The organism is Flagellimonas oceani (assembly GCF_011068285.1).
Taxonomy (GTDB): Bacteria; Bacteroidota; Bacteroidia; order Flavobacteriales; family Flavobacteriaceae; genus Flagellimonas; species Flagellimonas oceani.
In genome coordinates this window covers 3,407,214-3,421,560 of record NZ_CP049616.1, presented here as the reverse complement: position 1 = coordinate 3,421,560, position 14,347 = coordinate 3,407,214, and the positions used below count along the sequence as shown (strand labels likewise).

The window sequence follows — 14,347 nt, the reverse complement described above, 5'->3', positions numbered from 1 at the left end:
CCAAAGAAAAATCGTATCGAGAACCAAGATTTCAAGCCAAAACCGATTCCCGATACCTGCCTTTGCCGGCCGGTAGGCAAAATCCCTTAGGAATTTCACTCGAATTGACGGTTTTTGGCATCTAGGAAGCGTTCAAAACCAACAATGGTTTGTAAGGATTCGATCTAACAAACAACCAATGACAAAAGTCACCAAAGCATAAAATACATGGTGCTACTTTTGTAAAAATAGTATTATGGAAATACTTGAGAATAACAAATTGGAAGTGGTCAAGGGGTACTTAGCAAAGGCTATGGATTATCCAAGGTATCGTGCGTTGGTCTCCAAGTTGGCCATGACAGGCGCTTCAACCGGCCCCAATCAATCGGAACTATATGTCAATTACACCAAATTGGGGGATAAACGAATGTCGCGTTGGGAAAAAACATTCCAAATCTCCGAAGAAGTCGAGCGAAAACTGAAATCCTATGATAGGGAATTGGTGTTTCTTGTGCTTACGGAAAGCTGGTGTGGGGATGCCGCAGCGAGTTTACCGGTTATGAATAAAATTGCCGAAGCAAGTCCAAATATTTCCCTAAAAGTGATTTTGCGTGACGAGAGTCTCGATTTAATGGATGCTTTCCTCACCAATGGCGCCCGTTCCATTCCCAAATTGATTGTTTTGGATAAAGCCAAGAATGAGATCATAGGCGAATGGGGCCCAAGACCAAGCATTGCCACACTAATGGTTGAGGACTACAAATGGGAGCACGGTAAATTAAGTGATGAGTTCAAACAAGAACTTCAGGTTTGGTACAATAAGAACAAGGGACAAAATATTCTGGAAGATATAGTGGAACTACTTGCTTTGAAATAGGTATGTAATTGTTCCGATCTGTGAATTTTGAGAATCTGGACTAAAGCGTGCCTTCAAGGCATAAGCAATCGCATTGTCCACTAAACAACCATTACTGGTCCCCGAACTTTTATCGTTAAAGGAAGCCTCGGTAACATAGCCATTATTGTCCACGGTTATGTTTATCACCACTTTACCACCTTCTATACAAGTATAAATGGGCGGGGGGAGGTAATATGCGTTTCGTTCTACCAAGGAATAGGAGATGGAAGTACGTCTATCCTTCAGGTAATTGGTAAACTCCTCTTTTTGTGCATCGCGTTCGCCCAATTTTTCTTTTTTCTCGTCACGTTGGGCCTTTAGCTGTTTTAACTGTTCCTCAAAACCCGAATTGTCTGCATATTCGCCCGTTTCACTGCTAAGGGCTCTTTCTTCAATTAGTTCTTCCAAGGTTTTTAAAGGCTCGGGATTGCCAACGCTGGGTTTTGCAGTTTCGTTCAAGGCCATATGGCTTTTAATGGGGTCGTTGGCAGCTTGCATTTCTTCCAGTCGTTGCTCCTCCTCTTCAAGAAGTTGCTCTATATCCTCATCGGCCAAGCTCATTTCAACGACATACTCTTCCTCTTGTATGCCGCCTAAGTGAATATTGAATAGCAATAATATCACTATGGACATAGCGAAGAAAGTGATCAAAAGTGATAACTGGCTCTTGTTTAAGTTCATGGTTTTATTATAACCGCTTTTTTGCAAAAATATTTTCCCAATCTTTAGGTTGAAGCGTTTACTTCAAGATTTTCCTTGAAAACATTGGGGCTTGTAGCATTATTTACGTTGAAATCACCTATTTTGGTTCTTCTGAGGTTGGATAAATGGGCTCCACAGTCCAAAGCTTTGCCAAAATCGTGCGCCAAGGAACGGATATAGGTCCCTTTGCTGCACACCACCCTGAAATCCACTTCGGGGAGTTCTATTCGGGTAATCTCAAACTCAAGAATTTCTATTTTGCGTGATTTTATTTCGACTTGCTTTCCTTCGCGGGCAAGTTCGTACAATCGTTTGCCATCCTTTTTTAGGGCAGAAAAGATGGGCGGTACTTGATCTATTTCCCCCAAGAATTTTGATGTGGCTGCCTTTATCTGGTCATCAGATAGATGTTCGGTCGGAAAGGTCTCGTTTACTTCGGTTTCTAAATCGTAGGACGGTGTGGTGGCACCAAGTGTAAAAGTTCCCGTGTATTCCTTGACCTGTCCTTGAAGCTCCGGGATTTTTTTGGTGAATTTTCCCGTACAGATAATCAACAGACCTGTGGCCAAGGGGTCCAAGGTGCCTGCGTGACCAATTTTTATCTTTTTAAGGCTGAATTTTTTACGTATGGCCCACTTGAGGGCATTCACTGCTTGGAACGAAGTCCATTCCAGAGGTTTGTCGATCAATAAAATCTGACCGTTCAAAAAATCTTCTTTGGAGTTCAAAAGCTTGGGGTTTTGGACAAATATACTGATCTATCCCCAAATGCTCCACGCGATGGCAATGAGGCCCACAATCAAACAGTAAATGGCAAAATAGGTAAGTTTGCTTTGGCGTACCAGTTTGATCATCCAAGTACAAGCTGCAAGGCCTGCAAGAAATGCAGCCACAAAACCTGCGCCCATGGCTACGGCCTGGTCGCCCTGAAAAGCAATATCGCCACCCATCAAATCTTTGGCGACTTTTCCCAAAATCAACGGAACCACCATCAAAAAGGAAAACCGGGCCGATTTGGTTTTGTCAACGCCCAAAAGCACCGCAGCAGAAATCGTCGCACCACTTCGGGAAATTCCTGGGAGTATGGCCACGGCCTGTGCCATTCCAATGGCAAAAGCACTACGAAAGGATACATTTTTGTCGGTGGTCTTCGCCAAATCTGCCAAATACAGTAAAAATGCGGTGATCACCAGCATGATCCCAACGATGACGATGGCGCCATCAAAAAAGACTTCGATAAAATCTTCGAGAAACAATCCCACCAACGCAGCGGGAATCATAGAAATGATGATTTTTAAAGAAAATTTGGTTTCTTCATTCCATTTGAACTGGAACAGCCCTTTCAATATGTCAAAAACATCTTTGCGGAACACCACCAAGGTGCTCAAGGCAGTTGCAAAGTGCAATACCACGGTAAACAAAAGGCTTTCTTCCGGAACGGCCTGCGCTCCCAAAATAGCTTTTCCCAATTCTAAGTGACCGCTGGAGGATACAGGTAAAAATTCGGTCAATCCTTGAATGATTCCAAGGATGATGGCATCGATCAATTCCAATTATTCCTTGTTTTTCTTGTTCGGATTCAACAAAATCGCATATACTTGAATGCCAAGGCCAATAAGAATCAAGGTAGGCGCAAGGCGAATTCTTCTAAAATTGTATATCTCGGGATTGAACACTTCGGGGTCGTCGCTTCCACCGCCGCTCATCAAAATATATCCAAGGGCTATAAAGGCAATGCCTATAAATAGGAAGAGGTAGTTTTTCTTTTGGAAAACAAACTCTTTGGGTGGTTTTTTGCCGTTGTCGTTTTTCTTGCTCATATCGCAAAGTTAATAATAAAGATCGTCCGTTCTCAGGTTTAAGAAACGTTGTGTTGCAAAATGGGTGCTGGCCCAAGAAATGATGACGCCCAGACCAAAGACACCAACAAACAAAATGATAAGTACCATATAATCTTGCAAAAGATTGAGTTCGGGGAAATTCTTATTGATATAATATACCAAAACCCCTAGCCCGATCAAGGCGACAAAGGCTCCGGCCATCCCCAGTTTAATGTTCGTCCAAATAAATGGCCTTCGGATAAAGGTTTTGGTGGCGCCCACCATTTGCATGGTTTTGATGATGAATCGTTTGGAATAAATGGACAATCGAATGGAACTGTTGATCAGCAAAACGGCGATGACCGTAAAAACGGCACTGGCCACCAATATCCAAAGACTGATTTTTCGAGCATTGTTATTGAGCAGGGAAATCAACGGTTTGTCGTAACTTACTTCGTCCACGTAGGCTTTGGCCGCAAGTTCTTCTGCAATCTCATCAATTTGTTGTGGGGAAACGAAATCGGCCTTCAGGTTTACGTCAATGGAATTTTTTAGGGGATTGTAGCCCAAGAACTCCTCAAAATTTTCACCAATGTCCTCGCTGTATTGTTCCGCGGCATCTTCTTTGGAAATATATTCGGCTGATTTGGTGTATTCGGCAAGCATCAAGCTTTTCTGCAACTGATCTATTTCCACAGGTTTGGCACTGTCCTTCAAAAACACCGAAATGGTGATCTGCTCCTTAAAGTGATCCGCCAATTTTTTTGTATTGAGCACCAAAAGGCCCAAAACACCCAAAAGAAACAGGACTAAGGCAATGCTCAAAGCCACGGAAAAGTAGGAGGAAATCAGTTTTCGACGCTGATATCGTTCAATATATTGGCTCATATAGTAGAATCAGTATGTAAAAATAGAAAAGTAAATTGTATTTAGGGGATTAAACCTATTTTTGCACACGAAATTGAACAAGATTAACAATGAATTACGATTTCCGCGAGATTGAGGCCAAATGGCAGAAGTATTGGGCAGAAAATGAAACGTTTAAGGCATCCAACGATTCCGAAAAACCTAAATTTTATGCATTGTCGATGTTCCCTTACCCATCAGGGGCAGGCTTGCACGTAGGGCACCCATTGGGGTATATTGCCACGGACATCTATTCGCGTTACAAAAGACATAAAGGATTCAATGTGTTGCATCCCATGGGCTACGATTCCTTTGGGTTGCCAGCGGAGCAGTATGCGATTCAAACAGGGCAGCATCCCGCCATAACCACGGAAAACAACATCAACAGATACCGTGAGCAGTTAGATCAGCTCGGTTTTTCTTTTGATTGGAGCCGCGAAGTGCGTACTTCCAACCCGCAATATTATAAATGGACGCAATGGATTTTTATCCAATTGTTCAATGCGTGGTACAACCAGAAATCCGACAAAGCAGAAAACATCTCCAGTTTGATTTCCATTTTTGAAGTAGAAGGAAATGCCAATGTTGAAGCTGCTTGTGATGATGATACTCCAACTTTTGATGCCGCAACTTGGAATGGCTACTCCGATAAGGAAAAGCAAAAAATCCTTTTAAAATACAGACTGACCTATTTGGCCGACACCGAAGTGAACTGGTGTCCCGCCTTGGGAACCGTTTTGGCCAATGATGAAATCGTGAACGGTGTTTCCGAGCGTGGAGGTCATCCCGTGGTGCGTAAAAAAATGACGCAATGGAGTATGCGCATCACCGCTTATGCCCAGCGCTTATTGGACGGATTGGACAAAATTGATTGGCCACAACCTTTAAAGGATTCCCAGACCAACTGGATTGGACGATCTGTTGGGGCCACTGTTAAGTTTAGAGTTATGAGTGAAAAGTTAAGAGTGAGCGAGAGTGAAAACTCTGAACTCAAAACTCAAAACTCATCACTTTTTATAGAAGTCTTCACCACCCGTCCCGACACCATTTTCGGGGTAAGTTTTATGACCTTGGCCCCGGAGCACGAGTTGGTGGCCAAAATCACTACGCCAGAACAAAAAGCTGAGGTCGATGCTTACGTGGAAGCTACGGCAAAACGTTCCGAGCGTGACCGTATGGCGGATGTAAAAACCATTTCAGGAGTATTTACGGGAGCTTATGCAGAGCATCCGTTCACCAAAGAGCCCATTCCTATTTGGATTGGTGACTACGTGTTGGCCAGTTACGGAACGGGAGCGGTTATGGCCGTACCCTGTGGCGACCAACGCGATCATGACTTTGCAACGCACTATCAAATACCTATTCCAAACATTTTTGAAGGGGTAGATATTTCCGAAGAGGCGTTTGCCGACAAGGAAAATACCATCATTGCCAATTCTGATTTTCTAAACGGATTGCCGTATAAAAAGGCGATGAAGAAAATCATCGCTGAATTGGAAAGGATCGGGCACGGCGAAGGCAAAGTGAATTACCGACTACGTGACGCCGTATTTAGCCGTCAGCGGTATTGGGGAGAACCCTTCCCCGTGTATTATGTGGATGGTATGCCGCAGATGATCGATGTAGAGCATTTGCCCTTGCAATTGCCCGAAGTGGAAAAATACCTTCCTACCGAAACGGGCGAGCCACCATTGGGCAACGCTACGGAATGGGCATGGGACCGCCTCAAGGCGGAAGTAGTTAGCAATGAGCTAATCGATAATGAGAATGTATTTCCTTTGGAGTTGAATACAATGCCCGGTTGGGCGGGAAGTTCCCAATACTTTAATAGGTATATGGATCCACGGAACGATGACGCTATTTTCTCCCCTGAGGCCATCAACTATTGGCAAGATGTAGACTTGTATATCGGAGGTAGCGAGCACGCTACGGGCCACTTGCTGTATTCCCGCTTTTGGCAGAAGTTTATGTTTGATATGGGGTATGTGCCCAAAGACGAATTTGCCCAAAAGTTGATCAACCAAGGGATGATTACGGGGACGTCTGAGTTTGCATATGTAACGGGTTACAAATCGGAAAGCGGTTTTGAAGGTGAAAGAGCTTCAAATAATATTTTTCTTTTAAAAGAAGGGGAGAATGGTCAGCTTGGACAATATCAACATTATACTCAAGATGTGAAGTATGTGTTTTTTAGTTCAGACTATGAATATGTAAATGATTATAAAAAAGGTAGCCTAGCAGTTCCTTTTAACGAAATTATTCCTCATAGATTTGATGTAAATCAAGTTGAAGGTGGGGTTCTTCATATAGATGAATATTTGAAGGATAACCCTACCTACAAGGATTCAATTTTTGTGGTGCCTGGTGGATTTTGGTACAAAGGAATGTTTACTGAGCTTTTCAAGGAGAAGTCTAGAGATTTTAGAACTTATTCCGAAGTGGAAAAAATGTCTAAATCCAAATACAATGTTGTCAACCCCGATGCCATTTGTGAGGAGTACGGAGCAGATTCTTTGCGTTTGTACGAAATGTTCTTGGGACCCTTAGAGCAATCCAAGCCTTGGAACACGGCGGGAATCACGGGCGTACATTCCTTCCTAAAGAAACTTTGGAAACTCTATTCCCCCTTCATCGATTCGGACGCTGAGCGTAGTCGAAGCGTCACTGAAGCTGAACCCACCGCCGAAAACCTAAAAACCCTGCACAAGACTATCAAAAAAGTGGAAGAGGATATCGAGAACTTCTCGTTCAATACTTCGGTGTCCACCTTTATGATTTGTGTCAACGAGTTGACAGCTCAAAAATGCACCAGCAAGGCCATTTTGGAACCGTTGGCCATTTTAGTGTCGCCTTATGCACCTCACATTGCCGAGGAGCTTTGGAGTCGTTTGGGGCATTCAGAGTCCATTGCCGAAGCACCTTTCCCTAAATTTGAGGAGAAGTACTTGGTGGAAAGCAGCAAGGAATACCCCATATCCTTTAATGGAAAAATGCGCTTCAAATTGGAGCTGCCTTTGGATATGAGCAAGGATGAAATCGAGGCTGCCGTTATGGCCCACGAGAAAACCAAGGAACAGTTGCAGGGCAGAACTCCCAACAAGGTCATTGTGGTGCCCGGAAGGATTGTGAATATCGTGGGATAGTCTCAAAATAGGATTATTAGAAGAATTATTTAAGAATTTTATAGTAATACCCCCTAAAAAGCATGCCAATCGGCATGCTTTTTTATTATTATACATACATACCCTTTAAAAATTAGGGGTAGTATATATAAAATCTATTTAAAAATATTTTAACCCTATAAAAAACAGGGTGTAAATGTTAAAAAATGGTTATTTTGACTATTTACCCCTGTTTTTTATCGAGTATATGTGTTTTTATTTGATTTTTTTATTCAACTTTGACCCATCAACCATTAAAAACAACAAAATGACTGTTGGGATACCTAAAGAAATCAAAAACAACGAAAGCCGGGTGGGTATGACGCCAGCCGGGGTATTTGAATTGGTAAAGAACAACCACACCGTATATGTGCAATCCGGCGCAGGTGAGGGAAGTGGATTTTTTAATCAGGATTACCAACAGGCTGGGGCCACTATTTTGGACACCATCGGTCAGGTGTATGCCATGAGCGATATGATTGTAAAGGTAAAAGAGCCCATTGCGGAAGAATATAATTTGATTCAGGATGGACAGATCGTCTTCACTTATTTTCACTTTGCATCGAGTGAAGCGTTGACCAAGGCCATGATCAGGAGCAAAGCCATTTGCATTGCGTATGAAACAGTGGAAGACGAAGATGGAAGCTTGCCTTTGCTGACTCCGATGTCCGAGGTGGCAGGCAGAATGGCCATTCAGCAAGGAGCTAAATATTTGGAAAAACCCGTGAGAGGCAAAGGAGTCCTTTTGGGAGGGGTTCCCGGGGTGTCCCCAGGTCGTGTTTTGGTGCTCGGAGCCGGTACCGTGGGTATTCAGGCTGCTAAAATGGCAGCAGGTTTGGGTGCGCAGGTAACCATTCTGGATGTGAACATGAAACGCCTTAGGTATGTGAACGATATCATGCCGAGCCATGTGGTGACCGGTTTTTCCAACGAGTTCAATATCAGAAAACATATAAAAACGAACGATTTAATCATCGGTGGAGTCCTTTTGAAAGGAGCAAAAGCCCCTAACTTGATCACTAGGGACATGCTCAAGGATATGCATCCAGGAACCGTTATTGTAGATGTAGCGGTAGATCAAGGCGGATGCGTGGAGACCACCAAACCAACGACCCATGAGGACCCCATTTATATTATAGATGATGTGGTCCATTACTGTGTAGCCAATATGCCAGGGGCAGTGCCTTATACTTCTACTGTTGCCTTGACGAATGTAACACTGCCCTATGTGCTAAAATTGGCGAACTTGGGATGGCGTAGTGCCTGCAAGTTGGATAGATCCTTGGAAAAAGGATTGAATGTGGTCGAAGGTGAGATCGTTTACAAAGAAATTGCGGAAACCTTTCATTTGGAGCCGGTATTCGCCTAATCAACTAACATTTTGACAGAAAATAGACCCTGCCATTTATTTGGCGGGGTTTTTGCTTTTATGTGGTATATTTATATCTACGTAAAACGATAAAGTTATGATGACATATTATATATTGATCGGTGGTATTGCCCTAGTGAGCTGGTTGGTGAGCAACCGATTGAAGAGTAAGTTCAAAAAATATTCAAAGGTCCATTTGCGAAATGGGATGAGCGGTGCGGAAATTGCACAGAAAATGCTCGATGATCATGGAATTCGGGATGTGAAAGTGATTTCCACCCCCGGTATGCTGACGGACCATTATAATCCGAAAAACAAAACCGTCAACCTTAGTGAAGGGGTTTACAACCAACGCAATGCTTCGGCAGCTGCGGTGGCGGCCCACGAATGCGGACACGCTGTGCAGCATGCACAAGCTTATGAGTGGTTGACGATGCGCTCGAAGTTGGTTCCCGTGGTAAGTGTCACTTCTGGAATGTCCACTTGGGTGGTGTTCGGTGGTATCATGTTGATGGCCGCTACGGGTGCCGCAGGTGGCATTGGCTTTTACATTGCGGTAGCTGGACTTATTATGATGGGCTTTGCCACTTTGTTCAGTTTTATTACACTGCCTGTGGAATACGATGCCAGTAAAAGAGCATTGGTGTGGTTGAAGCAAAAAAATATGGTGACCCAAGAAGAATACTCAGGTGCTGAAGATGCGCTCAAATGGGCGGCAAGAACCTATTTGGTGGCAGCTTTGGGTGCTTTGGCCTCCCTATTGTACTGGGCCGTTCAGGTTTTTGGCGGCAGGGACTAAGAAATATAAATTGCGAAACAAAAAAGGGAGCCATTTGGCTCCCTTTTTTAGTATAACTACGTTTGATAGCTTAATCGATCCAATTGGCAACTTGGTTGTCGATCATTTGAAGGCCCACACCTTCGGTGCCGGTCACTTCGATCATATCCAAGATATCCCTAACGGTGTTTTCCTCCTCAATTTGCTCCAATACAAACCAGTCCAAGAATTTTTCAGTGGCGAAATCTCCAAGTTCACGGGATTTTTTTACAATATTGTGAATGGATTTTGTCACTTTCACCTCGTGCTCCAACGTTGATTCAAAAACATCAACAATGGATGAGTAGTCATGGTTGATTCCAGTGACCTCTGGAGAAATTGGGTTTCCGCCCGTATCCACCAAAAAGTTGAAAATCTTCATCATATGCTCACGTTCTTCCTCGGCTTGTTTGAAGAAAAACTTGGCGCTGGTAAAGAAACCGTTCTGTTCGCACCAAGAGGCCATGGCCAAATAGGTGGCGGAAGCATGGGCCTCCATTTTTATCTGTCCGTTGAGCAAATCCATGGATTCCACTTTAATGCTCATACTTTGTCTTGCTATATCTTTCATAGGTACTATGATTTTTATCCTGTTATGTTAACAAATTTACGGATTTTATGGGCGTATAAAAAGTAACGGCCTAGTTTTAAGACAGTTTAAGATTGAATAAAAATAAGGAACAACTTGGTGTTAGGAATATGCGGTTTCCATAGCGGCGCTTACAGAGAGGCCCAAGGACACGAAACTGTTAGAGACCAATTTCTTAAGATCCAATATTTCCAAAGTGTTCAGGACAAAAAGATGTTCCTTGTTGCATAGCATAAGCACTTCGAATCCATGCGCGTTCAGATCGCTGTCAAAATGGTCCTCAATGGCTATGCTCATCACTTTATGGCGAAGTGCAAGCAATTGGCACAACGACATACGAACTGTTTTCTGACCAAAATCAACATAAAAACAGCGCTCGTTAGCAGCTTGGTATAAGGTGTAATATGTGGATTGAAATATTACATTCATGGGACAAATGTAATGTTTATTTAGATTCAATACAAATATCAAATCTGTATTTGGCGATCAATTTGTTGATCTAAAGAGATGAAGGTCTCGGTACGGGAAACGCCTTCGATCTGTTGTATTTTTTTGTTGAGTACCTGCATCAGGTGCTCGTTGTCCTGGCACAGTACTTTTATAAGAATGGACCAGTTCCCCGTGGTGTAGTGGCACTCCAGTACCTCGGGTATATCTTTCAGCTGTTTTACGGCCTTGGGGTTGGTCATGGCCTTATCCAAATAAATACCGATGTAGGCCATGGTGGAATATCCCAGAACCTTTGGGTTGATCACGAACTTGGAACCTGATATCAGACCTGAACTTTCCAGTTTACGTAACCTTTGGTGAATGGCCGCACCAGAAATACCGATGTTCCTAGCAATCTCGAGGATGGGTTTACGGGCATCCTCCATAAGGTATCTTAGAATTTTCTTGTCGATACCATCAATCTTGACCGAATTGTTATTGTTTTTCACAATACTTGTTTTGATTTGAAGTCAAAGATATTTAAAATATTAAGGAGTCTAACCGGCAACAGAATCTGGATTGTAACCAAGGTAGGGCACTTCAAACTCTTTAAAACGTATTCCGTTGGCTTTTAGCTCCTCTAAAATAGGTTTGTAAACTTCTTTTTTGATTGGAATTTGAACCCCAGGTGTGGTAATCTTTCCGTTCAATATCTGTAATGTGGCCATGGCAACGGGCAACCCTACGGTCTTGGACATGGCGGTGTGGGAACGGTTTTCCCCAATCACCACCATATTGGCATCAATCTGCTTTTTTTCACCATTGAGTTCGTAACCAAATTTGTGGTACATCACGATCATGTCCTTCTCGTGCTCTTTCAAGGTCCAGCTGTCCTCCAGAATATATTGCAGCATTTGGGCGGGAGTTGCATTTTTCAACGGTATTTTCTTGGAGTCATCAAAAAGGTTCAACTCCTGTAGTTTTAGCCACATGATATCATCTTGGTCAATTTTAAGGTAATGCCTCAGCTTTAATTCCACAGAATCCGTTGGGGAATAAGGAAGAAATAGATTTACAAACTCCCGGTACGACATACCTTCGGAGTTTTCCAAGGTATAGCTGTCATCCGTCATCCCCAGAATAACGAACATTTGCCATGCTTTGGAAAAGCCGACCCTTCTCATGGTGCCGCGGTACAAGGTCAGGGCATTCTGTAGGCCATAAGCCTCCCTATATTTTAATGAGTCCCTATTCGCATATACCTCAAAAGTCCCATAGTTCTCCACTTCCAAGAACTCGGTTCTCCTGAAGAGTTTTTGATAGGGAATGTATTTGTATGTTCCTTCCTGAATAAATTTTGCCGTACCCCCCTGTCCCGCTAGGACCACATTTCTGGGGTTCCAAGTAAATTTATAGTTCCAAAGATTGGTGTCGCTCTCGGGTGCCACCAATCCCCCTGTAAAAGATTCGAAAAGAAGCATTTTGCCCCCGGCATCCCGTATCCGGTCTATGACTTCCATGGCGCTCATGTGGTCTATTCCGGGGTCCAGACCGATTTCGTTCATAAAAACAAGGTTGTTTTCTTTTACCTCTTTGTCCAATGCTCTTAGTTCATCGCTAACATAAGACGCTGTGATAAAATGCTTCTTAAACTCGATACAATCGCGGGCAACATTAATGTGCAGACTTGCCGGCAACATGGAAACAACGATGGAGGCATCGGCAACAGCTTTTTTTCTATCCGTTTCGTTGAAAATATCCAACCCGAATACAGTACAGTTCGGATGCTTTGCAACAGTGTCGGGAATATGTTCGGGGCGAAGGTCCCCAATTTTTATATGTAGGTTTTCTTCGTTTGATTTTTTTAGGAAATAATCTAAAAGGTATGAGGTTGATTTACCTGCTCCTATAACTAAAATAGTACGGACCATGTGTTTTGTTTACTTTTGAATTGTATGGTCACTAAGGTATTAAAATGTTATATTTTTAAAAAAATAGTAAGTTAAAGTTATGAACAGAACAATTTTGTTAACAGGAACGATAATGGGTATGGTGGCCATTATTTTGGGTGCATTCGGGGCCCATGGATTGGAAAAGTTAGTGGACGCAGATGCCGTTCAAACCTTCGAGACGGGAGTAAGGTACCAAATGTACCATGCCCTGTTCCTGTTGTTTTTGGGACTATATGCCGGAATAGCCGAAAAGACTAAAAAAACAGTGTTTGTTCTTGTTCTTTTAGGGGTAATCCTATTTTCTTTTTCGATTTATCTGCTCGCGTTGAATAGTTTGACCTCTTTTGATTTTTCCGTAATCGGCTTTTTGACCCCGATAGGCGGAGTCTTCATGATCATGGGCTGGGTACTTTTGGCATTTCGAATACTAAAGTCCTAATAAGATTGTTGGGTGCTATTCCCTCTTTTTGGTGGTATAGTATCCAAAAATCCATCCTTCTTTACCCTTAAAGTTAACTTTGTACCAGCGATCGGTAACCCCATTTACCTTCTGTAAAGATTCCCCTTGTGCCGTTATGTGGCAGATATCACCTTTTTTAACTTGAAATAGAATATCACTTTTGGAATCGGGCTCAGTTCTTACATTGGCCAAGTCGGTCTTAATGCCCAGTTTGTTGGATGAAAGGTTTTCAAAGGAATCAAGTTCTTTGATATAGAAAGCCTCACCTTGACCAGCGTTATCGTAAAGCGCTTTGTTTACGTTTTCTATCAATTTTGACTTTTTAAAGTTGGGATTGGCCAGAATATTTTCCAATAGTTCAAACTTTTTTTCGGCCGACTCTTCCATGGCCCTCCAATATAGGATACCCAATTTCACATCAATTTCATCCTGAATCGCATCAATATCGCCTTGAATCCAGCCTTTCTTCTCCCTTTTCATGCTGGTCACCTCGTGCCATCCCTCTTTTTCTTCATTTTCAAAAAGGACGACCATGTCCATAGGTTCCAGTTTCTTTCCTTCAAAGGTCATAATGTCGGGTCTTTTGTAAAGCTCCGTTCCGGTATCAATAATGGCCAGTTCTCCCCCTATGGCAAAAAGATGTTCATAGACCCATCCCTCGCTTCCATCGGAAAGTTTCACTTTTAAATACTCCTTGTCATCCCCAGCCTTTTCCTTCTCACCAAGAAACGCCACGGTTTCGCCAAAATAGATAGTGGTAAGGTACTTTGCGTCCTTACGCCCGGGTTTGTCTCGCAGCCCCACTTTGGGCCATAGACATATAGCGGTGGAATTTTCATCCGAAAGAATGGTGCCATCAGAATCCACGACTTCAAAAGTGTTGGGTCTATCAGAAGAGCCACCCTTCTTTTCTTGTTTAGAATTACAGCCCAAGCTTAAAAAAAGTACGGTACAGATTAAGGTAATACCTTTTACATTTTGCATATCAGTATAGTTTTGAGCCTGAAATGTATTGGAAACATTCATAAAATGATGGCCCCAATTGACGGATGGGTGTTTTGAATTGACGAACGAGGTAAAAACTAGGATTTACTGCCCATTTTTAACGTATTGATCCTTTTACTTTTATGATTGCACGTTTTTAAGAGAGATGCGGAATAATTTCTTGATAAATGGGCAATTCGTTCGCAAAGTCACATTTTAACCTCAAAAGCAATCAATTAAGCAATTTTTAAAAGGCTAAAAAACTAATATTTTCTAGCTTT

15 protein-coding genes are annotated in these 14,347 nt (G+C 42.7%); 5 read left to right on the top strand and 10 right to left on the bottom strand.

Features of this window, described 5'->3' with window-relative positions:
- Window positions 1–235: 235 nt before the first annotated feature.
- Window positions 236–856, top strand: coding sequence for a thioredoxin family protein (locus GVT53_RS15475; protein WP_166249398.1), 621 nt, complete (start codon window positions 236–238; stop codon window positions 854–856).
- On the opposite strand, the gene GVT53_RS15470 is transcribed toward GVT53_RS15475, so the two are convergent.
- From GVT53_RS15470 to GVT53_RS15450, 5 genes are read right to left on the bottom strand one after another with little or no spacing between them, the layout of a single operon-like run.
- On the bottom strand, window positions 839–1,558 hold the full coding sequence (locus tag GVT53_RS15470) for an energy transducer TonB family protein (RefSeq protein ID WP_166249397.1): 720 nt from the start codon (window positions 1,556–1,558) through the stop codon (window positions 839–841). The two genes, GVT53_RS15475 and GVT53_RS15470, sit on opposite strands and share 18 nt — an antisense overlap.
- 44 nt (window positions 1,559–1,602) lie before the next feature.
- Window positions 1,603–2,307, bottom strand: a complete 705-nt coding sequence (gene truB / locus GVT53_RS15465) for a tRNA pseudouridine(55) synthase TruB (RefSeq protein ID WP_166249396.1) — start codon at window positions 2,305–2,307, stop codon at window positions 1,603–1,605.
- A gap of 30 nt (window positions 2,308–2,337) precedes the next feature.
- Window positions 2,338–3,132 (bottom strand): undecaprenyl-diphosphate phosphatase, encoded by a 795-nt coding sequence (locus tag GVT53_RS15460; protein WP_166249395.1) that lies wholly within the window; start codon window positions 3,130–3,132, stop codon window positions 2,338–2,340.
- Window positions 3,133–3,399, bottom strand: a complete 267-nt coding sequence (locus GVT53_RS15455; RefSeq protein ID WP_166249394.1) for a DUF3098 domain-containing protein — start codon at window positions 3,397–3,399, stop codon at window positions 3,133–3,135.
- A gap of 9 nt (window positions 3,400–3,408) precedes the next feature.
- Window positions 3,409–4,287 carry a cell division protein FtsX gene (locus GVT53_RS15450; RefSeq protein WP_166249393.1) on the bottom strand — a complete coding sequence of 293 codons (879 nt, stop codon included), beginning with the start codon at window positions 4,285–4,287 and terminating at the stop codon, window positions 3,409–3,411.
- Between the two features lie 89 nt (window positions 4,288–4,376).
- On the opposite strand from GVT53_RS15450, the gene GVT53_RS15445 reads away from it, so the two are divergent.
- The 3 genes from GVT53_RS15445 (at window position 4,377) to GVT53_RS15435 (ending at window position 9,634) form a co-directional block, all read left to right on the top strand.
- Window positions 4,377–7,448, top strand: a complete 3,072-nt coding sequence (locus GVT53_RS15445; protein ID WP_166249392.1) for a leucine--tRNA ligase — start codon at window positions 4,377–4,379, stop codon at window positions 7,446–7,448.
- A 286-nt stretch (window positions 7,449–7,734) separates the two neighbouring features.
- Window positions 7,735–8,835, top strand: a complete 1,101-nt coding sequence (ald, locus tag GVT53_RS15440) for an alanine dehydrogenase (RefSeq protein WP_166249391.1) — start codon at window positions 7,735–7,737, stop codon at window positions 8,833–8,835.
- A gap of 97 nt (window positions 8,836–8,932) precedes the next feature.
- On the top strand, window positions 8,933–9,634 hold the full coding sequence (locus GVT53_RS15435) for a zinc metallopeptidase (RefSeq protein WP_166249390.1): 702 nt from the start codon (window positions 8,933–8,935) through the stop codon (window positions 9,632–9,634).
- 70 nt (window positions 9,635–9,704) lie between these two features.
- Here GVT53_RS15435 and GVT53_RS15430 read toward each other — a convergent pair whose 3' ends face one another.
- The 4 genes from GVT53_RS15430 to GVT53_RS15415 form a co-directional block, all read right to left on the bottom strand.
- The gene (locus GVT53_RS15430) at window positions 9,705–10,223 is read right to left on the bottom strand and encodes a ferritin (protein ID WP_166249389.1); all 519 of its coding nucleotides are present in this window, start codon (window positions 10,221–10,223) and stop codon (window positions 9,705–9,707) included.
- 120 nt (window positions 10,224–10,343) lie between these two features.
- Window positions 10,344–10,670: a hypothetical protein gene (locus GVT53_RS15425; protein WP_166249388.1), complete on the bottom strand. Its 327-nt coding sequence runs from the start codon at window positions 10,668–10,670 to the stop codon at window positions 10,344–10,346.
- A gap of 38 nt (window positions 10,671–10,708) precedes the next feature.
- Complete coding sequence (locus GVT53_RS15420) at window positions 10,709–11,179, bottom strand: Lrp/AsnC ligand binding domain-containing protein (protein ID WP_108245901.1); 471 nt, start codon at window positions 11,177–11,179, stop codon at window positions 10,709–10,711.
- Between the two features lie 48 nt (window positions 11,180–11,227).
- A complete protein-coding gene (locus GVT53_RS15415) occupies window positions 11,228–12,601 on the bottom strand; it encodes a saccharopine dehydrogenase family protein (RefSeq protein ID WP_166249387.1) in 1,374 nt (457 codons plus the stop codon).
- Window positions 12,602–12,680: 79 nt separating this feature from the next.
- On the opposite strand from GVT53_RS15415, the gene GVT53_RS15410 reads away from it, so the two are divergent.
- Window positions 12,681–13,061 carry a DUF423 domain-containing protein gene (locus GVT53_RS15410; protein ID WP_166249386.1) on the top strand — a complete coding sequence of 127 codons (381 nt, stop codon included), beginning with the start codon at window positions 12,681–12,683 and terminating at the stop codon, window positions 13,059–13,061.
- A 15-nt stretch (window positions 13,062–13,076) separates the two neighbouring features.
- Here GVT53_RS15410 and GVT53_RS15405 read toward each other — a convergent pair whose 3' ends face one another.
- Entirely contained in the window at window positions 13,077–14,066 is a 990-nt protein-coding gene (locus tag GVT53_RS15405; RefSeq protein WP_166249385.1) for an SH3 domain-containing protein, read from the bottom strand.
- Between the last annotated feature and the right edge of the window lie 281 nt (window positions 14,067–14,347).